The organism is Pseudomonas sp. URMO17WK12:I9 (genome assembly GCF_900230165.1).
Classification (GTDB): Bacteria; Pseudomonadota; Gammaproteobacteria; order Pseudomonadales; family Pseudomonadaceae; genus Aquipseudomonas; species Aquipseudomonas fulva.
In genome coordinates, this window is record NZ_OCMQ01000006.1 from 202,724 (window position 1) to 223,606 (window position 20,883).

Annotated in this window: 10 protein-coding genes and 5 tRNA genes; 10 read left to right on the top strand and 5 right to left on the bottom strand. The window is 60.1% G+C overall.

What is annotated here, in order from left to right:
• The first annotated feature begins 32 nt into the window (after window positions 1–32).
• Together CRP40_RS14535 and CRP40_RS14540 are read left to right on the top strand one after the other, a co-directional pair.
• Complete coding sequence (locus tag CRP40_RS14535) at window positions 33–923, top strand: ATP-binding protein (protein ID WP_027914331.1); 891 nt, start codon at window positions 33–35, stop codon at window positions 921–923.
• Window positions 920–1,402: a GAF domain-containing protein gene (locus CRP40_RS14540; RefSeq protein WP_027914332.1), complete on the top strand. Its 483-nt coding sequence runs from the start codon at window positions 920–922 to the stop codon at window positions 1,400–1,402. The genes CRP40_RS14535 and CRP40_RS14540 overlap by 4 nt, the downstream gene beginning before the upstream one ends.
• Before the next feature lie 55 nt (window positions 1,403–1,457).
• Here the strand turns inward: CRP40_RS14540 and CRP40_RS14545 are convergent, their stop codons facing one another.
• A complete protein-coding gene (locus CRP40_RS14545; RefSeq protein ID WP_027914333.1) occupies window positions 1,458–2,225 on the bottom strand; it encodes a hypothetical protein in 768 nt (255 codons plus the stop codon).
• A gap of 325 nt (window positions 2,226–2,550) precedes the next feature.
• Here CRP40_RS14545 and CRP40_RS14550 point away from each other — a divergent pair.
• From CRP40_RS14550 to CRP40_RS14570, 5 genes are all read left to right on the top strand, one after another.
• Window positions 2,551–2,626, top strand: a tRNA-Glu gene (locus CRP40_RS14550).
• A 4-nt stretch (window positions 2,627–2,630) separates the two neighbouring features.
• Window positions 2,631–2,706, top strand: a tRNA-Gly gene (locus CRP40_RS14555).
• 92 nt (window positions 2,707–2,798) lie between these two features.
• Window positions 2,799–2,874, top strand: a tRNA-Glu gene (locus CRP40_RS14560).
• Between the two features lie 2 nt (window positions 2,875–2,876).
• Window positions 2,877–2,952, top strand: a tRNA-Gly gene (locus CRP40_RS14565).
• Window positions 2,953–3,037: 85 nt separating this feature from the next.
• Window positions 3,038–3,113 (top strand) — tRNA-Gly (locus CRP40_RS14570).
• A 180-nt stretch (window positions 3,114–3,293) separates the two neighbouring features.
• Here CRP40_RS14570 and CRP40_RS14575 read toward each other — a convergent pair.
• The 4 genes from CRP40_RS14575 to CRP40_RS14590 form a co-directional block, all read right to left on the bottom strand.
• The gene (locus tag CRP40_RS14575) at window positions 3,294–4,775 is read right to left on the bottom strand and encodes a hypothetical protein (protein WP_050587307.1); all 1,482 of its coding nucleotides are present in this window, start codon (window positions 4,773–4,775) and stop codon (window positions 3,294–3,296) included.
• 73 nt (window positions 4,776–4,848) lie between these two features.
• Window positions 4,849–6,897 carry an autotransporter outer membrane beta-barrel domain-containing protein gene (locus CRP40_RS14580; protein WP_239930215.1) on the bottom strand — a complete coding sequence of 683 codons (2,049 nt, stop codon included), beginning with the start codon at window positions 6,895–6,897 and terminating at the stop codon, window positions 4,849–4,851.
• A 338-nt stretch (window positions 6,898–7,235) separates the two neighbouring features.
• On the bottom strand, window positions 7,236–9,239 hold the full coding sequence (locus CRP40_RS14585; RefSeq protein ID WP_081728189.1) for a hypothetical protein: 2,004 nt from the start codon (window positions 9,237–9,239) through the stop codon (window positions 7,236–7,238).
• 3 nt (window positions 9,240–9,242) lie between these two features.
• Window positions 9,243–14,135 (bottom strand): RHS repeat-associated core domain-containing protein, encoded by a 4,893-nt coding sequence (locus CRP40_RS14590; RefSeq protein WP_081728190.1) that lies wholly within the window; start codon window positions 14,133–14,135, stop codon window positions 9,243–9,245.
• 194 nt (window positions 14,136–14,329) lie between these two features.
• On the opposite strand from CRP40_RS14590, the gene CRP40_RS14595 reads away from it, so the two are divergent.
• The 3 genes from CRP40_RS14595 to CRP40_RS14605 are packed head-to-tail and all read left to right on the top strand — an operon-like array spanning window position 14,330 to window position 20,880.
• Window positions 14,330–16,111, top strand: a complete 1,782-nt coding sequence (locus tag CRP40_RS14595; protein ID WP_027914335.1) for a hypothetical protein — start codon at window positions 14,330–14,332, stop codon at window positions 16,109–16,111.
• A gap of 28 nt (window positions 16,112–16,139) precedes the next feature.
• Window positions 16,140–18,542, top strand: coding sequence for a hypothetical protein (locus CRP40_RS14600; protein ID WP_027914336.1), 2,403 nt, complete (start codon window positions 16,140–16,142; stop codon window positions 18,540–18,542).
• Between the two features lie 52 nt (window positions 18,543–18,594).
• Window positions 18,595–20,880: a hypothetical protein gene (locus tag CRP40_RS14605; protein WP_027914337.1), complete on the top strand. Its 2,286-nt coding sequence runs from the start codon at window positions 18,595–18,597 to the stop codon at window positions 20,878–20,880.
• Window positions 20,881–20,883 lie beyond the last annotated feature (3 nt).

The window sequence follows — 20,883 nt, forward strand, 5'->3', positions numbered from 1 at the left end:
GCCAACCCGAATTCGACTGTGTAGGAGTCGTCATGGACGCCCGCTTGATTACTTTTCTGGACCGCGCCGAAACGGTGCTGGCCCGTCTCGAGCCGCTGCTGCCGGCAGCGCGTCCCGAGATAGACTGGTCCGCGACCCTGGCTGCCCGGTGGCAGCGCGATGGCCGCAGTGGCTACCTGATGCCGCTTGAGGTCAGCCTGGATATCCGCCTGAGCGACCTGATCGGTGTCGACCAGCAGCGTGACCAGCTTGGCCGCAACACCCATCAGTTCATCAGTGGCCTGCCTGCCAACCACGCGTTGCTGTGGGGCTCGCGGGGCACAGGCAAGTCCTCGCTGGTGCGTGCGCTGCTGGCCGAGCACGCCGCAGCGGGGCTGCGCTTGATCGAGATCGAGCGCGACCATTTGGCCGACCTGCCGCGGGTGGTGGAGCAACTGCAGAAATTGCCGCAGCGCTTCATCCTGTTCTGCGACGACCTGTCGTTCGAGGCGGGGGAGGGCGACTACCGGGTACTCAAGAGCGTGCTCGATGGCTCGCTTGAGCAGGCCCCGGATAACGTCCTGTTGTACGCCACATCCAACCGCCGCCACCTGGTACCAGAAAAACAGAGCGACAACGAAAACTGGCAGATGGTCGATGGCGAGTTGCACCCCAATGAGGCCGTGGAAGACAAGATCGCCTTGTCCGACCGCTTTGGGTTGTGGCTGTCCTTCTACCCGTTCAGCCAGGAGCACTTCCTCGATGTGGTCGAGCACTGGATCGCCCAGCTCGCGCGCCCGGCCGGGCTGCGCTGGCAGCGTGACGAAGCCCTGGACATACTCGCCGTGCGCTGGGCTACCGGCCGCGGCAATCGTAATGGCCGATGTGCCTATCAGTTCGCCCGCTATTGGGTCGGGCTGCAATTGCTGGAGCAAACCCGATGATCGATCTCAATGCCAGTGGTGCTGGCCTGGACGGCTACGCCTTGCTGGCGGCGCAAGTACAGGCGCTGTTCGCCGACGAGCGTGACTTCACCGCCAACGCCGCGCAATTCTCGGCTTTTGTCTATCACCAGATCGAAGACCTGAACTGGGCGGGGTTTTACATCAATCGCGATGAACAGCTGGTGCTCGGCCCGTTCCAGGGCCAGGTGGCCTGCGTGCGCATTCCCTTTGGCAAAGGGGTGTGCGGCACCGCAGCAGCCACGCGCCAAACCCAGCGGGTAGAAGACGTGCACGCCTTTGCCGGGCACATTGCCTGCGACAGCGCGTCCAACAGCGAGCTGGTGATTCCACTGATCAAGGCGGGCAGGCTGGTGGGCGTGCTGGATCTGGACAGCCCCACGATCGGGCGTTTCAGTGAAGCCGATCAGGCAGGGCTTGAGCAGCTGGTGGCGATTTTTCTGGAACTGACTGACTGCTGATCGCCCTTGAGCACGTATCGACGGCGCGCCTGCGCCGCCGGTACGAGCACCCGGTTTAGTCGTACATCGCCTTCTTCTTCCAGGTCTCTTCGTCGTCGGTTTTCAAGCCTTCGGTCAGCTCGTTATCTTCGTCCTCGGTCGGCGCCAGCTGATCCAGCACTTGGGCATTCACCCGCGCCAGCAGTTTTTCAAGATACGTCAGCTGCTCTTCGTAGACCTTGGGCTCCGGTTGCTTGCGCAGGTACTGCACGCCCCGTTCGAACGCCAGGCGAGCCTGGCCGGGCTGCTCGTTCTGCAAGGCCTGTTGGCCGAGGTTGTTGAAGAACTCGATGTGCAGCAATACCAGGATGTGGCGGATTTCCTTGAGCCAGTGCTTGGCTTCCAGAGCAGGTAGAAAGCCTTCTTGCGCGGCGCGGGTGATCTGGTTGTGCAAGGCTTCGAGCAGAAACCGCACGTCCTTGGCCTTGGCTTCGGTCAGGATCGGGTTGGGTGGGTTGTTGACCGGTATCTGCTCGCCTTTGGCGATCAGCGCTTCAACTTCGGCGATGCGCGCCTTGATGTCGGCATTGTGCTTGTCCAGGGCAAGCTGACGCTGGTTGACGTTCAGCTCCAGCCGGGTCAGCAGCAATTTCAGCCCAGGGGTCATGTACTGGCCGGGGAAGGTTTCACTGATTTCGCCACAGCGACGCAGGCGATCGGCCAGTTCTATCTTCAATCGAGCGCGCTCGAGCTTGCCGTTCTCGACCACGTTATTGAGGTAGCCAATCAGAATCAGCAGTGCGATACCCGCCACGACGAGCAGGGTGATCAGAAGTGGTGTCACCGTGAATGCCTCATGAAATGGATTGCATCATTGAGTGTAGGGGCGAGGTTGCGTAAACCCTGACAGCCTGTGTTCATTATCGGCCGCATGCCCAGTGGCTGAATGCTGGCACATTTACGCTGCGCTGACGTCAGAAATTCAGCTCGGGCTTCGTTTAGCGCCTGCGCAAGCTGGGGCGGCAGGGCGGGAAGTCATTGATTTAAATAAATTTCTACAAAAGGGTTGACGGCCTATCCATCCCTCCATAGAATGCGCGCCACTTGCAGCGTAAAGCACACAGCAGAACGCAGCAGGGAGTGAAAGCAGGCAGCAATGCCAGCAGCGTGTCCCCTTCGTCTAGTGGCCTAGGACACCGCCCTTTCACGGCGGTAACAGGGGTTCGAGTCCCCTAGGGGACGCCATATTGCGGGAATAGCTCAGTTGGTAGAGCACGACCTTGCCAAGGTCGGGGTCGCGAGTTCGAGTCTCGTTTCCCGCTCCAGTTTCTCCGGCAGTGCCTCGCGGCGCGGCAGGAAAAGAAAATCCAGTCTGGATCGTGAGGTTCATGTACTGGTGCACTGAAAAGTGTTGTGTGTCCCCTTCGTCTAGTGGCCTAGGACACCGCCCTTTCACGGCGGTAACAGGGGTTCGAGTCCCCTAGGGGACGCCATTGCGGGAATAGCTCAGTTGGTAGAGCACGACCTTGCCAAGGTCGGGGTCGCGAGTTCGAGTCTCGTTTCCCGCTCCAGTTTGAATACTGTGGCGTCTATGCGGTGCAGTGGTGGTGAAGGTCGTATCGGCGCTTCACGCCAAGGGTTGTAAAGCTTCACTTTGCGGGAATAGCTCAGTTGGTAGAGCACGACCTTGCCAAGGTCGGGGTCGCGAGTTCGAGTCTCGTTTCCCGCTCCACATAAAGATCTACAGCGTCCTTTGGGCTTGTGTAGATCACCAAAAAAGACGCTTCGGCGTCTTTTTTCGTTTGTGGCCCACGGCAATCGAGCGAGATAGATCCCGCGGTACGCTCACCTCACCCTGAAGGCGATTGATCGCTTCTGGATAACAATACCAGCGCTCGCGCCACCCGCCAGCTCAGGGTTGATCGATCAACGTTGGCGTGATCATCGGAAACTCAACCCACGTGCGTTTATCGTCAAAGCTGACCTTGACCCGTACGTAGAACTGATAGTCCACTTCCAACGCCTGCAGCGCGCTCTTGGTAACCGACCCCACCGCGAGTTCCGTCACTGCACCAGGCACTGCCATGTCGGTGACCACCGGCAGCGTGATTTTCTGGTCGATCGCTCCGCGCTTGACCCCTTCGATGTATACCGTGATGAATTGCCCCGCGTCCATGAACTGCCACCCAGGTAGCGAAAACGCCGCTTGGGCACCCAGTTTCGCCAGGTTCAGTTGGTTGTCCCGAATCGCGTCGCTGTGTATCAGGGGTAGCCCGTGCAGGCGGCCAATGCTGACCTGGTGCGGCGCTGAGTCGTGAAGCTGGCCATCGTACGCCTTGACCTGATAGTGCAGGGGAATGCGGCTGTTCAGGTTCATGGCAATGTACTTGGCAGGTACGGTGTACTCCCTTGAGCCTGGGCTTATCGGTGTGTCGGTCTGATAAGCACCCGGGGCGCCTGGCTCGCCCCAGAATACGGTCACTTGATCATCCGGTTCGAGTGAGGCGCTGGCCGGTATCGTCAACGTCGCTCCTGCCACGGCATCAGCTGGCAGCAAATCGCTGAAATAATCGGAGCCACTGGCCTGGCGCACGAACGGTGGGGGTAGCTGCCGGGGCGGTGGCGTGACCGCCGCGTGCAACGCCACGGCCAACGAGCGTTGAAGGGCGGTGCCTGCGCGGTCCTGGACCTCATAACGGGCAAAACGCAGGCCGTCGCTGAGCTGTAAGATGAAGTCGGCCGGTATCTTGACGTGCAAGGGCATGCCCACTTCGGCCTTGGTCAGGGTGAGGCGGTCGACCAGTTGCTTGCCGACGGGGCTGTCACTCCAGTACCAGCTCACGGTATCGCCCACATCGGCGCCTAAATAGGGCGGTACTTGCGCCGTCAGTTCGCCGTGTTCTTTGAGGTAGCGGTCGGTGACGCCATTGCTTATCACGTCCGGCGGAAAAATCAGCTCATCGTCATCGGCGAGCAACGGGGGCGTCTTGTCGATGTTGATCTCAAGGGCTTCTGAGTCGCTGCGCATGCCGTTGAACAGCTTGACCTGGTAGTGCAGCCGGTGCTGGCCTTCGCTCAGAAACCCCACCGGCACCTCGATGAACAGTTCATCGGGCTGTACCGGTGCCGTCCAGATCAGGGTGCGGACTTCACGGCCGTTCCAGTACAGGGTTAGTGTTTCCGGGTCTTCTTCGGTAGGGTCCGAATTGCCCCACTGGGCGAACTCGACCCGCAATGGCAAGAACACGGCTTTGAACGGCAACAGATTGAGCAGGGAATCTGGCTCATTGGGCAGCAGGTCGGGGACGACAGGCGGTACATAGAACGCTACCTGCTCGAAGCGGTTTGCAAGCGCGGCCGAGGTGTTTTGGGTCGAATGCTTTGAGGTTGGCATAGCCTGTTCTCCATGATCGCGTGATGCGCCAAAGCAAAAAAAGGAGAACCTCAACGGCTCTCCCTTCGTAAACTCACCAGTTGTAGCGTACCCCCAGGTTCACGCCCCAGGGCTGTTCAAGCTTGCTGCCATGGGCGTATTCGAAGTCGGCATGAGCACGCCATTTATCGGCCCAGGCTACCGCGATGCCGGTGCCCACTTCCCCGCGAGAGCCAGAGAGGTCGTTGTTGAAGCCGTTACCATTGACCTTGACGTGGTTGTCATTGGCGAACTCATGCACGGCGGCAACCCTTACATAGGGCTGGATCATTCGCCCGTCCCCCACTTCCAGTTTGCGCCCGACGGTGGCACCGAGCTTGGTTTGCAGGGAATGCGTGCGCCCACCTTCGGCGCGCATGCCATTGTCCAGGGTGTAGTCCTTGCCCTGCACGATCAAGCCGGCCAATTGGGCATGGGGCTCAACGAACCAGCCTTCATCGAGGCTGATGTGGCGGCCTATCTCCAACGCTGCGCCGACACCGAGGTTGTCGTAGCTGCCCTTGGTCTTGGTGCCATCGCTCAAGCGCACATCGGACTGGTTCTTGAATTGATTGAGTCGCGCTACGGCATCGATGTAGTACCCGCTCTCAGGTTCCAGCCAAGTGCTGTAGACACCGAGATGGTAGCTGTCGACCTTGGCTTGGGTACCGCGCGCCAGGCTCAGGTCCGATTGGCTGTAACCGGCCGTGATCCCGGCCAGCCAGTTACCGTCGCCGACCGGCAAAGGAGCGTCGGCACCGAAGGACAGACCTTGCTGGGTTTGCTGGTAAGCCAGGCCTTCGGCACCGGCGACGTTGTACTTGTTGCCGAAGGTGCGCACCCAGCCCCCAGCCTGCCCGGCATCGCGGCGCACTTCGCCCATGCGGCCACGCAAGGTACTCATTTCGCCATACCAAATGGTCGGTGCTGTGTTGAACAAGGCCAGCACTGACTGGGTGCCGGGGCTGATGGTGCGGGTGCTCTTGTCCAGGTACCAGTCGTTGCCGCTGCCTTTAGGGACCAAATCATAGGAATAGGTACCGACATCGACCGGGCCGCCTTCCAGTGAGAAGCGCGCATCGCCGCTGTCTGCATGCACCATGTGCAGGCTGGCATCGGCTTGCAGATCGGTCCCGCTGCTGCGAACCAGCAGCGAATGATCGCCCGTGGCATTGCCAGTGATGTCGAGGAAATCATGCTGGCCGCTGGCGAAGTCGGCGTCCATCACGAATGTGCCGTTGCCCGACAGTGAGCCTAGGGTCAGCGTGTGGAATTCACCGATGTTGCCGAAGCTTACGCGGCCGCCGTTCATGGTCAGCTGCTCGACGGCGGCATTGCCGACCATGGCCCACTCGGCGCCGCTGTCGATGGCCACCTGCGCTACGTTTTCCAGGCGGCCGGTCAGGGTTGCGGCGTTCTCCAGCATCACGTTGGCAGTGCCGCCTTCGGCAACCACGATATCGCCAAGCAGCTGGCTGTCACTCACGCGCAGGCTCGCCGTTGCAGCATCGGCCACATTCACCAACACGCCGTTGCTGGCGCTGAGGGTGCTGCCGTTGAGCACATCGATTTGCGCAGAAGCAGCGCGACCGGCGCCACGGCCGACCGCGATGGCCGACCCATCCAGGCCCTCGACACGGCTGTTGTCCAGCACGATGGTGGCCTTGGCGTCGGTCTGGCCTGAGCCATCACGCACCAGGATACCATCGCGACCGCCACTGATCAGGCTGCTGTCACTGGCCGACACGCTGCCGTCGAACAGCTCCACGGCAACGCCATTGTTGTCGCTGGCATGCACTTCGCTGCGCCTTAGCTCAAGGTGGCTCTGGTTGAGGCTGGCACCACGTGACCCACCGCGAATAACGCTGTCGTTGGCACTGATGCTTGCACCTTGGCTGCCAGTGAGCGCACGGCTGCTGGCGGTAACGGTCGAGCGCTCGAGCGTTGCGTTCGCACCAGTCAGGGCCAGCGCGACGGCGGACGACCCTGGGGTGACGTCCGAATCGTTGAGCAACACGTGCGCGCTTGCCTCGGCATCGACATACAACAGATTCGCGCCCGTGGCGTTCAGGGTGGCACCACTGAATACACGGTAATTATCCAAGGGCGTACCAAACTGGATATCAGTACGACCTTCTACATTAGTCTGGGCCACCGCCGAGTTACCGATAATCACTAATGGAAGTGCGGTGGTGGCCCGGATCATTACAGTAAAAAGTGTGGGTTTGAAAGCATGGAAACTGGACATTGGATCACCCTGTGAAGAGGCTGTTTGCAGATGGCTGCTACGACTTCCTGTACTGAGCTCGCATCGTTAGGGTGAATTGTAAAAGTGATGTTTCTCTATCTAATGTAGGAATTTTCCTTTCTGTTCTGACCAAAATCCTACATTGCTCCCTTCGCGGCAGCACCGTGCCGCGCTACCGCGTAGGGAGCTCAAGGTTACGGCATTGCGCAAGAGTCGCTGCCTTCGGCCAGGCTTAACTTATGCACTGCCCATTCCGAGGCTAAATCAGGGTCATCGGCTTTGACGTAGCGCACCCGTGCCCGCGTACGGCCCCCGTTAAGGTTGGCGTCATAGGTTGGCAGAAGGTGGTCGGCATAAGGCTTGATTTCCCAGATGAAGCCTTTGACTGACGTCTCGTCCAGCACCACGAGTTCGGTTTTCTCCGCATTGGGTACCGGGTCGTCGCCATCTTCATCTTTGGAGCCGATCAACGGTGCCCACTCCAGTTCGATTATGTCGCCTGCCTTCAGGTAGGCCGACATGTCCGGGATCTCCACCTTCAGGACCATGTTGTTGGTCGGTACCCCCGCGACATCGCGCAATGAATCACAGTTCAGCCAACCGGCCCTAACCCCCAGGAACTGCGGAAGCGGCAGGATCACGGTAACTGCATCCACGTCCACCCACTGTGTCTGCGACATTTGCTCGTTGAGGGCGTCTTGCGATTCGCGCAGGGTATAGTGCACCGGCAACGCAGGGTCGTTACCCTCCGCTAAGATGATGCCCCAATCGATAGGAACGGTGATGCCGCGTGCATCACGGGCCGTGTCCACGGTGTGAGTCCCTGCACACCTGCCATGCCAGTAGACAACGAGCACGTGCCCGTCCTCGGCATTGTCGTAAAAGGGGATGGTCAGTGTGGCGTCTTCATTGGCGTCACTGCGATCGATCACGTTATCCGTTGCCGAACGTGCGCCTCGCACCGTGGGTGCCAACAGGTTAGGGTTGATCGGGCTGGGCCAAGTGGGGTCGGGGTCGGGGCGCTCGGGGCCTACCACGCTGAAGTCGACGTTCACACTGATGGCCTTGGGGCCAAACGGTACGGCACCGCGCATGATCTGGTAGCTGACGTTGGTGGCCAGTTCATCTGAGGCTGTGCCGTATTCAGCGCGCAAGGTTGGGTTGGGCACGTGAACAGGGATTGGAAAGGCTTTGGCACCGACGGTTTCCGGTGGTAATGGCGTGCTACCCCAGGTCACTGCGATAGCGTCGTGGGCTTTGGCTCCGTCGTAATACGGAATATCGACCGATACCCCGTCAATGGCGTCCTTGAGGTCGACAACGCCGTCGTCGGCGGCGTGCACCAAAGGGTCTTGCAGGTTGGCCGGCAATGGGCCAAGGGCGACGTCGATGCTGGTGATCAGCGAGCCTCGGCTCTTGTTTCCCGCTTTGTCATACAGGTAATAGGCAAGGTAATACTTGCCATCGCCGGCACGTTCTACCACGTCCTTGGGAATAACCACTTGCATTGACGCATCGAGAGGCCCCTCATCGACCTGATTTTCGTAATCCTCATGCTCTTCAGGTGGGCTCTCGAAGTAATACACCTTGTACGTGTCTCCAGGCGCGTAGGTGTCATACTCTGGCACTTGGGCAACGATGCCGGACGGATTGTTTTTAAGGTACTCGTCGTCAATAAACGCTGGCCCGACGGTCAAGCCGTCGAGTTTCTCGTCGGGATCGACCCTGTTGCGGGGTGCGGTGCGGTCACAGATCAGCGGTACCACTGCCGAAACTGCATGACCGCCGTTGAAGGTCACGATACGGTAACGCAGCCATAGCCTGCCTTCGACGAGTCTGGCCAAGGGCACATGCATTACCAGCGGAAAATCGGCTGAGGTGACGGGGCCAACCACTTCCAGGGGCTGGCCTACGTCTCCAAAGTCAGAGGCAGCATCGCTTGTGGTCGATAATTGCAGATACACGGTTTCAGTGTCGCCATCTTCAGGCAAGTTCACCCACGCGGGGATGCGCACTTCAAGATCGTTGTCCACGGCACTCTTGAGCAGGGTGCCGTCGCTGGGATCGGCGATACCCAGCACGGACGGCGCCAATTCTGCCAGCAGCGATGCGTTGCGCCGGCGCCGGGCTTCGCGCTGGGCCTGGCGGGTTTGTTCGGCAAGTACGCGTTTGGAGGTGGGGGGTGTTTGTTCGTTCATGTTTTATTCTCCTAATCCAGCTCGAATTTCGAGTTTTCCCCTGCGTGCCTTAACCCAACCGAAGGTGCGCGTTAGTTTTGCAAACATCCTGGGTTCACCCGCCTTTATCTTCTGAGCAAATTCGACAGGTCTTGGAGGCACTGGAGGAGGATTGGGTTTAGGCGGTAATTGGCCTTGCTCGTTACGTGAGGAGAGCAGCCAGTTACTCCTCCAGTCATTAACCGAAGCGGCATCGTCGGCCAAGATCGACGCCCTCGATCCCGTTGTCACACTGCCGGTAGCGCTTCTCATCATCCTGCCCGCAGCATAAAAGGCCCCTGCACTGGCGAGCCCGACAACGACGCTCGCGATACCGAGCCACTGAGCCACATCAAAGCTTGTCTGGTTATTCGTGATCGTGCCGTGGACCTGGGCTGCCGTGCCGGCCACAGCCAGTGCGGCTGATACACCCGCAGCCACCGCCTTACCGATGGCCAACGCCGCCGCCGTTTTGGCGGCCGTTACCGCCGTGGCCGTTAAAGCGGTCGCAGCTCCTTTCCAAGCGGCCACCGCCGCCAACGTTGCTTTACCGAACGTCACAATCGCTACAGCGGTCATGACAACGGCAATGCCTACCCACAACCATTTCAGCCAGCCCCCGTCTCCCTGCTTGATCTCTTCTGGCTGGCTTTGCGGCGTGATGTCTTCATCGGGGCGCCGCAGGCGACCACTGAAGCCAATCGCTTCATGCCCGGTCGGGTCACGGAACGCGATGGGGTTGCCTCGGGCGTAGGCGTAGCAGTTGAGGCCGCCAACCCCGAATGGGCTGAGCGAATCGGGGCTGAGGAAGCAGCGCAACTCAGGGTCGTAGGCGCGGTAGCCGCTGCCCAGCAGGTAACGGCCACTCAGTGGGTCGAGGGCTTCGCCGTTAAAGCCCATGGCGCTGCTCACCGGTGTGTCGCTGTAGCGTTCGCCATAGGCGCTGTAGCGCATGCTGCGTAGCGAACCGTGCTGGCCTTCAGCAACCACACTGGCGTTATCCGCCGCGTGAAGCAGCAGCGTCTGGCTAGCGTCATCGAGGGTTTGTTGGCCGACGGGTTGATCATCCAGATCCAGGTATTGAGTGCGCAAGGCTCCGCGGACCGCCAGCGTCAAACGGTGGTTCTGGTACACCAGCACGCTGTCGGCCCCACTGCCGTCGGTGCTGCCAAGCAGGCGGTTATGGGCGTCGTACCGGTATTGGCCAGTGCCGGCGGCCCGCACAAGCGACTGCAGACGGTTCTGGCTGTCATAGCGCAATGTACAACCGTACTGGTCAAGCACCATGTTGCCGTTGCGGTCGTACTTGAAGGTCGGATGGGGGCTGCTGCGTGCAGGGGTGTAAACAATGCTGCGCAACTGGCAAGGGTCATCGTCGGCATAAACGTACTGCGCACGCTCACGGGCAGATCCATCGGCGAACTGGCTGGTGACCATGCTGAGGCTTTCGTAGTTGTTGTAGCTGAAGGTTTGCTGCGTGATCGCCCGGCCCTGGCTATCGCGGGGCAGTTCGATACCTGCACAGTGGTGGTTGAGTAATTGGCCAAGGGCGGTGTAGGTGAATGTTTCCTTCAGCAGGGTAATGGCCCCCTGGTAGAGGTGACGTTCCTTGAGCAGGCCATCGAGATCCCACAGTTGTGTCTGGATGCGCTCAGGGTGGCCGCTCTGTTGCCAGGATCGTTTGATCTCGCGGTCCTGGTCGTCAAATTCGACGACCGTGACCACCGTGGTCCCGTTGTCCGAGTCGTTGCTGGTGATCTTTTCAAGCCGCGCCAGTGAGTCATACTGCAGGTTCACGTCGAGCTTGTGCTGCTGCATTCCCCGAGGCAGGCCGTTGTCGTGAAAGTGATAGAGCGTTTCCAGGCCGCTGGCTTCGACGGTGCGTTGCGGGCGACCCTGCAACGAGGGATGGTGCTCAGTTTTCAAAGGCGCATGGCCACTGACTTGCAAGTGTTCTTCGAGCAAGTGGCCATGGGCGTTGTATTGGTAGTCGCAACAGCCGTGGGCACCGCTGGCGCGTGTCAGTCGTGCCCCGATGGGGTCATAGTCGAAGACTGCGTTTTCCTCCGCGCTGCTGCTTGTGATTGGGTATGTGGTCAAGCTCAGGTCATAGGCGTAGTCGATGCTCTGCCCGGCAGCGTTGCGTTTGCGCCGCGCACGCGATTCACTGCCCTCATAGTGGTAGCGCTCGCTGCGCCAGCCGGTGGTACTGCCCTGCAGTCGGTCAAGGCCGTCGAAGGACTGTGCGCCAACTTGGACGGCCGGCAGTCTGATGTTGCCAGGCTTGACGGTGAGGCCGATGGGCAACTGCGCAGTGGAGTGCTGCGCATAGCGGGTTTCCACGCAGGTGCTGTCGGGCAAAATGCGGTGCAGGGGCCGGTTGAAAATGTCGTAGGTAAACCTGGTGGTGTGCCTACGCTCATCGGTTTCGCTCACCAGGCGTCCTAGCCCGTCGTACGTGAAACTGCGTGTGGCCAAGGTCAAGCCTTCGGCATCCTGGCGCAGGATCACATCCGGTTTTTCGAAGCGGTTCATCCAGGTCTCGCTGCGGCTGCTGATCATTGCCGTGGGCCCACTGCCGGCCTGGCGCCAGCGATAAACGATCAGACCGCGGTGCTGGGCGTTGCCCAGCGGGTCCTGGTGTTCATGCTGCTGCACGCCATCTGGCCCGGTTGTACAGCAACGTTGACCCCAGTCGTCGTAGGCGTAGTGCTGGGGCAGGTTCAGGCTGCGCAGGCCCTCCAACCAGTCGATGTAGGTTTCGGTCACTGGCCGGCCTTGGTTGTCGTAGGTTACTGCGAGCGTCGGGTATAGCCGTGGCGCCATGGCCTCATCCACATGGTCACGTTCCTCGCCGCGCACCCTGCCCAGGCCATCGAGCAGGGTCTTGGTGCAAACGCCGTGCTCGTCGGTGAACGTCTGGCTGGCCGATTCGCCACTGATCGGCGTCAGTGTGTAGTGGTAATGGCGTGAGGCCTCTGTCGGCAGCCCGGCAGCCACGGTCTCCTTCACCACTCTTTGCAGGCGATCGTAGACGTAGCGGGTTTCGAGACCATCGCTGTCACGCTGCTGCATCACCTGCCCATGGCGCAAGCCATATTGCACGGTGGTGATGGCCTGCGTGCCGTCGTAACCGATACGCAGCTGCTGAACGTTCAGCACAGGCTCGTCGGTGCCTGCACTGCGCTCGAGGCTATAGTGGTACTCGGTAACCGTTTCCAGCCCTTGCAGGTTCTCGATCTTCAGGTATTGGCGACCGTGCAGTGCCCGATCACGCGGGGCATTGACCCACTGGTTACGCAGGTGCGCAAGAGGCGTCTGAGCGCTGGCCTGATCGATCAGGGTTTCACTGCTCACGACATGGTGTGGGTGCTGCAATACTGCCGAGGTGTCAGACGCAGCCAACACGGGCAGCGTCGTGTAACGATAGGTTCGGGTAAGGGTGGCTGCTCCCGGTTGACCCTTGGGTGAAGGGCGCAGGGTTTGTGCCTTGAGGTGACGCACGAACCCTTCAGGATCAGCCGGGTGGCCGTCCTGCTCTGCCGCTGAGTACCATTCATTGCTCTGCTCCGTGCCATCGGCATAGGTATGGATGAGCACATTGCCGTGATTGTCGTACTGGGTGGCGGTCTGTTCGCTACGCCATGGGCGCTCGCCGCTGGTCATCTGCCAGAATCGCTCTTCACTGACGGGCAACTGGCACGTCGGTGGCTGGCTCTTGAATGACGTACCTTCGACCATCCCGTAGGCAGTGACCAGCCGTTGCAGACAGTCGCCCTGAAGCGTCGTTTCATGGGTGAGCAAGTGAAAGCGGTTATAGGTGCGCTCGATACGGCGAACTTCTCTCTCGCCTTCCATGAGTATTTCAACCGAGCTGTAGTCGTAATCGTCCAGGCGTTGATAAAGGTTGTCACGGCCATCGTCGCTCCAGCTCATATCGCTACCGCCGCCGAGGAAGTTGCGCGGGGTCGGATAGCGGTAGTGAATGTCTGCAGCGGGCTGGTCGAAGTGCGGCTCGATAACGTGACGGGTAACGCGGGGCAACGGCTGGCGACCGCTACCGGTAGGGAATTGATGCCCTCCATCGAGGTAGGACAGGCGTTCAGTAGCCCCGGTAGGCTGAGTCACGCTGGTCATGCACAGGTGGGCAAGCACCTCTTGATAGCCGAACGTCCAGCGGGCCTGATCGTCACTGGGGATGACAATCTCCTTTACCCGGCGGTCGTCGGCTTCCAGGTTAATCACGTAACTGGCAAGCGCCTTGCCGTCGCTGCCGGACAGTGGCTGCAATTGCAGTTCGACCTGGTAACCCGTCGGATCACGCAGCACGCGCAGCAGCATGCGGCCATCGCCATCCTGAATGCTTTCCAACAAAGGGTGTTGCCCGGAAAAACGCTGATAGTTGAACGTCAGACGGTGGCCGAGCGGCGAATACTGTGCCACCGGCAAGTAGATGGAGGCCTGCTGGGTGCCTTGTTCGGTGAGGATCTCCACCAGGCCGGAGCGGTGCACCACCCGCAACCCATCGTCCCCCTCGGGGTAGACATGAAAGTTGTCGATCCGCTGCTCTTCGAGCTGCATTGGGCGGGCGGTGCGGTCGGTGATCTTCAGGCTTTCTCCGGTGCTTAGCGAAAGCACCTGGTTGTGCGGGGTGTACTGCGACAGCTCCAGCGTCCAGCCCATGCCCAGCCCGGAGTCGGTCACGTTGAGCGGCGAATATTGCAAGGTTGGCCTGAATTCTGGGCCAAGCAGGTTGTTGCCGCCCAGCTCGGGCAGCTCGATCTTCAGGCTGTACTGCCCCGTACGTGGGTCAACCCCCCCTTGGATGAAGCTCATGAAATTCAGGGCATTAGAGTGAACGGATGATGTAACGCTCATGACGATTTTCGCTCCCTGTTGCCCCTGGCAGGACGGCTGATCCGGCGTTCAGACACTCGCTTGGACAGAGCCTAGGCGCCGGGGGGGAGGGGCGTCACCTGTCATTTCTACCAGTTTCGCCCAGCGCAATGCCGGACGTATAAAACAGCCAGGACATGACCAATTCAGCGCTTCGGGCGCTAGTGGGGGAATGCATGACGCTACGACCTGACCGGCCCAGCGTGCCGTTACTGGGCACCGGCGACAACCTGGAGCTGAGTAGCTTGGGCGGCGAGCTGCTGGAAACCTTCCTGACCGATCCGGCGCTCAAAGTCGGTGACTGGGTCACCCCTCACTGGCGCGGATGCGCGGCGGACGGCGAAGTGTTGGACATGATCCAGACGTTCCGGATCGTGTCCATCGAGCCGCAAGGGGTACGATTCTCCATCGATAACGATCGTCTCCAGCGGCTCTCGGGTGGGTATGTGTTTTATTCCTACCATCCTGGGGTTGACGCCCGTCCCGATAATGAATCATTGCGGGTGTTCTTCAGCATCGACCGTCCGGCGGTTGAAGAGCAAACCCTGGCAGTGGCCCAACTGCGTGAAGCCCATGACTTGGTCATCGACCTGGAACTGATCAGCCAGGACCTGACCGTGGCCGTGCCGCCCTACCAAGCGATGACGGTGGGCGATACGCTGATCTTTGAATGGGTGCCGTATTTCGCTGGCGACCCACAATCCCCCTACAGCCAGTCTCACTCGGTGACCGAACGGGATATTGGCATGGTCGTAGGCATGACCTTGCCGCTCCAGGAGGTCGTGCACTTATTCGGCGGCGACCATGCCGAGCTGTCCTACCGCATTCGATACGCCTCGGGGGGTGACAGTGAGTCGCCAGTTCAGCGAGTCGACATCGTAGAGTCGGGGCCGCCGCTCAGCCCGCTGTTACCCAAGCCGTTGATCGAAGGTCATGACGGCAGCAGCGACCTGGACCCGAGGGCATTGATTGGCGGCTTCACCCTGCTTATCGACGACTATGCCGACCTGCAGCTGGGTGACCAGCTGGTGGTGTACCTGGAGGGGCCAGACTTGAGCTTGAGGGGCTTTCGGGCCGACGTCAGTACGGTTGTCAGCCGCCAGCTTCAAGTGCGGGTTGAGGGCAGTTGGTACAGTGACGAGCTGATCGGAAAGCCGCTTCGGGTAAGTTATCAGGTGGCCCGCTTGGGTGCGGCCTGGCACTCGCAGGTGCTTGAGGTCATGGTGCGCAGGCCGCTCTACCTGCCTTGGCCACTGATCGACACTGTCATACCGGAGAGCGGAGATGAAGCCAACCAGGGGACGGTGACGCCAGAGCAGGTTCGCTGGGGCGCCAGGGTCAGGGTCCCACTGGCTGCCGAAACCAATGACGGTGATATCTGGATGCACTGGGACGGGCACGCCAGCACCGGCAAGGTCATCGTCAAGCAAGCCGACCCTGCGGACCCACGGCTGTTTCATATACCGGCAGCGGCGATTCCCGCCAACCTGGGCAAACGCCTGAACGTGTATTACAGCCTGCACTTGCCGGACCAGGCACCTTATGAATCGTCAGCGTTCGACCTGAAAGTGGCCGACTACGCCACTAGGCGTTTTCCTGTGATCCAGGGTCACCGCGATGAACTGATCGACGGCAAGTTGTCCCTATCGGCGCTCCAGGGCGACGACGCCCATTTCAGCCTTGATGCGTGGCCGTTCATGGCGCCAGGGCAGCGCTTGACCATCAGAGCCGCTGGCGTAGCCAAGGTCGGGGGGGGCGAGCTGGATCATGTGATGCGTAACGCGCAGCCAGTCAGCGACGAGGAATATTACCAAGGCCATGTGACAGCCGAACTGCCCAACGTCTTTTTGCAGCGCCTTGAGCTGAACAGGGTACTGCGCGTCAGCGTGCAGGTCAGCTTCGATGACGGCGAAAGTTACAAGTCTTTTCCTCACTTGGAACCCCAACTGATCGCTTGATCCAGTGTAATTAGCGGAGGCGTCAACCATGAGCAACTCGAAGGCCGCCATTGTCCAATGGATGCGCGTCAAGCACCGACTGTCAGGCTGGGGCAGCATCGCAGTCATGGATCGCGCCAAGCTCAACCAGCTGCTGAGCCAGGAATACATCTCCCGCTTCGGTGGCAACGGCATGCTGCCGCCCATTAATGGCGATGCCTCATTGGTTGGCAACTACAAGGTGTATTTACAGAACTTCATCCTCGACCGACCCAGGCTGTCATTCGAAAATGCCGATTTGAACAGTTCCAAGGCACGCTTGCGCATGACGGTGATCGGTGGCAATCAGGTCAATCTGGAGCGGCGGGGCGACTGGTACATCTACCGCATCGACTGGGTCGATCCTTTGGTGGGGCCGCAACTTAGTCTTGAGTTGGACTTGAACGACGTGCCTGGCAATGTCGCCGAGGATGGCGCAGTGTTCCTGGATTTGCAGCGCAGCGATGACTTCCAGTTGTCGTTTCCTGATCACAATCAGATCCAGCAATTGAGTGCGGATTTCTTCAAGCGAAAGTTTCAAGCCCTTGAACCGGCTCAACGTGTTTGGCAATTAGGGCAAATTATACCAGGGTCGGAGCCGCTGCTTGAACCCGCGTCTTTTCGCCTGCGCACTCAGTCTGCGCCCACCGCCGAGGTTGGCGAACAGGGCGACGGTGCAGTACTGGCATTCGTTCGTATGCACGGCTCCCACGAAGGCAACCTGCCGGGTAATGAGTCCGACTTCAAGTACCTGATCCCGAGTGAGGGGAATTACTCGGCAACGGTGTTGTTCGACAAGCAGCGCTTGATGGTGGCGACCTTGCTGCAGGCGCTGCGGCCTCTGTTGAGTGACGATTCGGTCTTTGCCGTGACACACGATGAGCAGGGTCAAATGGAGTCGGTCAGGGCCATTTCGGGGCACATATCGTTCGAGCGGAAGGAGTTTAGCCGATACGGGGCCTCGTTTTTTGCGATTGAGGGTCAGCGTATCAACTACGAGGTGCACTGGGGCCTGACCATCGACCCAATCGTGCTAAAGGACAACTTCAGTATTTCCTTCATCGGTGAGCGTATGGAGTTTAAGTTTGTCTTGAACCCGGTCGGCTTCACCGAAGTGTTGAGTTTACGAGATGACCTGGGTTTTCTTGACGAAGATGACTTCCGCCAGTTCGGTGATATGCCGGTAACTTACCCCTCCGAATTAGCGGCTGTTTATCAGATGAATGAAAGCGGTGTGATGGAATTACTGGACTTCAGCCTAACGAGACCCGCCGAGCCGCAGCCGCCGGAAGAGGGGACGGAAATCCCGGCCTCGCTCGCCACTTCAGCGATAAATCGGGACCTGGTGCTGAAACTGATCTTTCTTGAAATGTTAATTGTGACATACCTAGCCGTTCGAGATCCCCTGACTAGCCTGGTCCAGTTAGTCATACGCCCAATCCAGCGCAATTTACAAGCTGATATGCTGGTCGAGCAGACGGCCCGCGAGACGCTACGCACGAAATTCGGCGGTGCGATCATAGCGGACGATGTAGTAATGCCTAAAGACATAGCCTGCTTCGGCAGCATCGCACCCCGCCTAACTACCTTCGAGCTCTCGCCCCTGGAGCCGATCATTTCCGCTAGGGCTACCCAACCACTGACCGTTACGCCATTGACCCCGGGGCTCAATTGGTGCGCAGAACTTGTCTGGGGACAGTCTTCAAGCCCAGGTACGGTGATCGACGGCCTCTTCCAAGCTCCCCCAGTCAGCGCAATCGACGGCGATTTCATCCGCGTGAAAGTGACGGCTACCGATCCGCAGACAGGGTTTGCCGCCTCTGCCTTGATAACGGTGGTGACCAATGTGCTGAGCGTCAGCCCATTGGTTGAGTTGTGTGACGCCGAGGACCGAGTGCCGTTGAGCGCAGCGGGCGCCAGCGGCGCTGACCTGGAGTGGCGGATCCTGGGCGACACGCCTGAAGGCCGCTTGGCCAGCACCACCGCTAGCCACAACACCTACTTCGCCAGGCCCGACAGCTCTACATCCGAGCACCTGATTGAACGTATCGAGGTGTGCGACAAAGAGACCGGTCAGACGCGTCAGATATGCATCGTGACGCGCAGTAGAAGTGGCGCTTCGGTGGTGTTGCAAGCCATGGATCTGGCGAAGGGTACGGCCCAGTTGCAGTTGCAGCTCAACGCCAGCGATCTCGAGGCGGATTGGACGGTGTTGGCCGGCCCAGGTCGCATGGAGCAGAACCTCTACCACGCCGACCCGGCGAGCGCCGAGCGTTTCGCGATCGTCGAGGGGCGCTTCGAGTTTCCACCCTTTGGGGTCTTCACCAACGTCATCGTCCTTGCCTTGCCCTTGTTCGATCACGATCAAGCCTATCGAACGCTGTGCGCCGAGGTGACGGGCGTGGCGGGTTGACAGGTCGCTTGGGCGAACGCTTGCACTTAACGTACCGAATCAGGAGACGCTCATGTCTGGTAATTCATTAGGCGCATTGCTGGCCTGGATGCGTGATAACCCGAACCTCTCTGGGTGGGACTTCATCACTGCTTTTTCGGCCGGCCAACTGAATAGTCTGCTGCAGGCCCACCATGTGCAGCGGTGGTTGACTCACACGGCCATTGATGACCTGACTGGGACTCTGCAGATCGCCAATACCAAACTGACCTACCACTTGTTCGGGTACTGGCTGGGCCCTGCAAGCCTGGTGCCTGGCCAGGCGTCCTGGCAGACGCCGCGCCTGACCCAGGCAGTCGCCATGGAAGGGGGGTTGCTGGTAGCTACGGAGCGTGGCGAAGTGACTGCGCTCAGTGCCCACGATGCCTTGGATGCCTTGGCCCTGCAGTATCGCTTGCCTGTTGCCAGCGACGGCCCACGCCTGAGTGTGGACTTGGCTCAGATCGAGCAGGTGCACTTCGCATTGAGCGATCAGGTGGCAGGCAGTGAGGAGAGCACAGCGTTCATCCGCGCATTGTTCAATGCCCTGCCCGAGAGCAAGCGTGTCAGTACGCTGTTCGACTTCCCCAGTGTGCCTGGCAACCGCTTCCTGGGTGTGCGCCAGCTTGCTCTGCGTACCCATGACAGCAAGGCCGATGGCCAGCTGGCAGTGGTGCTGTTCGCATCGCTTGAACAAGGGCCGACCGGCAGCTTACCTAGCGACCGGTCGAATTTTCCGTTCCTGCTGCCCGACGACCTGCCCGGCGATGTGCCAGCCAATGCCTGCGTGTTGCTGTCCAGGCGCGTCCTGCACCGGGCGGCCTACGCCAATGGCTTGACTGGGATGTTCGATGCTGCCGCGTTCAGCTATACCCACGCGGGCCAGGTATTGACTGAGATGCGGGCGACCTCAGGTGTGCTGCGCGGGGCTCGTAGGCAGGTGCGCACACGTGATTTCATGTTCAACTGCGAAGCATTCGAAGTGCCGGCGGCGGGCGGAATCGAGCCCTTGGGCGCGTTGTTCGACGACGATGGGGTGCAGATGACGTGGCGTTCGCAGTTCGCGCTGAAGTGCTCCTATACCCGGCATGACTCGCAGTATCCGCAAGTGCTGGCAGTAACCTTTGCGTTCACCATGTCGCACCGCTTCGACCTGTGCCTGGCGACCCCGGCCGAGGACGCCGGTGGGCTATTGCTGGGCTATTTCCACTGGCCCTTGGGTGTTATCGGCGAAGTCACCCCAGTATCGGGCATGCCTACCTTGCCGGCAGCTGAGGTGGCGCAAATCGAACACGCCGCTGGGTTGGTCCTCAAGCAGGCCATACTCGAAGGGCTTTCACGCAACCTGACGGCCTATGTTCCAGAGCAGTTGTTGGCAACCGCCTTGCTGCCCGGGGGCACGTCGTTGTTCGTGGAGCACGCCGAGTACCCCCATGGACTGGCGGCCTTCGTCAAGGCACAAGGCGCCGACGCTTTTCGCTTGATCGACGAGAATGTCCACTTGGCGGCAGGTGCATCCCATGTGTTTCGCGTCTATCCCCCACAGGTCGGTGTGCGTTGGAGCGTTGCAGTCTTGCCGGGCGAGCGGGGCGAGCCCGGCAGAATCGACCCGACCACCGGTGTCTACACGGCGCCGCCACGGCATGCGATTGACGAGAATGGGGTGAAGATAAGGATAACCGTCACTCAACCCTCCACCGCAATACAGCAGGTTGGCTTGATCACCGTGTTGCCTCACGCACTGACCGTCAATCCGTTGATCCAGGTGTGTTGGTCGGAAGATCAGGTGGAGTTGTCGGCCGGGACCACCGGCGAGCAGCTTGAGTGGCAAATCATCAACCCGCGTCCAGGCAGCGGTACCTTGGACGTCGTGGAAGGGGCGCCGTTCAAGCGCACCTACATCGCCGGTGCCCAGGTCGCGGACCTGCACTATGTGCTGGACGAGGTACAAGTGCGCGACGTGACCAGCGGGCAGGAGCGCTCACTGCATGTGCTGGTCCGGCAAAAACCATCGAGCCTCACCCTGACGTGTACGCCACTGGCTGCCGGGCGTCGGCAGTTCACTGCGATGTTCAATGGGCAGCCCATGGCCGACGTGAATTGGCGCGTGGCCCTCGGACCGGGCCATTTCGTGCAGCGTGGCCGTTATGAGCCAGGCTCGAACGATGGTGAGCGTTTCCTGCTGGTGTTCGCCGACCTGGACTCCCCCTTCGGTCTTTTGGAAGGGCACCTGATCGTGGTGCTCGATGAGCGTTGGCCGGACGCGGTATGGGTCGGGTCCGAAACCACAACGCACTCAGACATAGATCCACGAGGATAGATC

Coding starts and splice junctions, on each gene's coding strand:
- CRP40_RS14535 (WP_027914331.1), top strand. CDS start 33: ATGGACGCCCGCTTGATTACTTTTCTGGACCGCGCCGAAACGGTGCTG.
- CRP40_RS14540 (WP_027914332.1), top strand. CDS start 920: ATGATCGATCTCAATGCCAGTGGTGCTGGCCTGGACGGCTACGCCTTG.
- CRP40_RS14575 (WP_050587307.1), bottom strand. CDS start 4,775: ATGCCAACCTCAAAGCATTCGACCCAAAACACCTCGGCCGCGCTTGCA.
- CRP40_RS14585 (WP_081728189.1), bottom strand. CDS start 9,239: ATGAACGAACAAACACCCCCCACCTCCAAACGCGTACTTGCCGAACAA.
- CRP40_RS14590 (WP_081728190.1), bottom strand. CDS start 14,135: ATGAGCGTTACATCATCCGTTCACTCTAATGCCCTGAATTTCATGAGC.
- CRP40_RS14595 (WP_027914335.1), top strand. CDS start 14,330: ATGACGCTACGACCTGACCGGCCCAGCGTGCCGTTACTGGGCACCGGC.
- CRP40_RS14600 (WP_027914336.1), top strand. CDS start 16,140: ATGAGCAACTCGAAGGCCGCCATTGTCCAATGGATGCGCGTCAAGCAC.
- CRP40_RS14605 (WP_027914337.1), top strand. CDS start 18,595: ATGTCTGGTAATTCATTAGGCGCATTGCTGGCCTGGATGCGTGATAAC.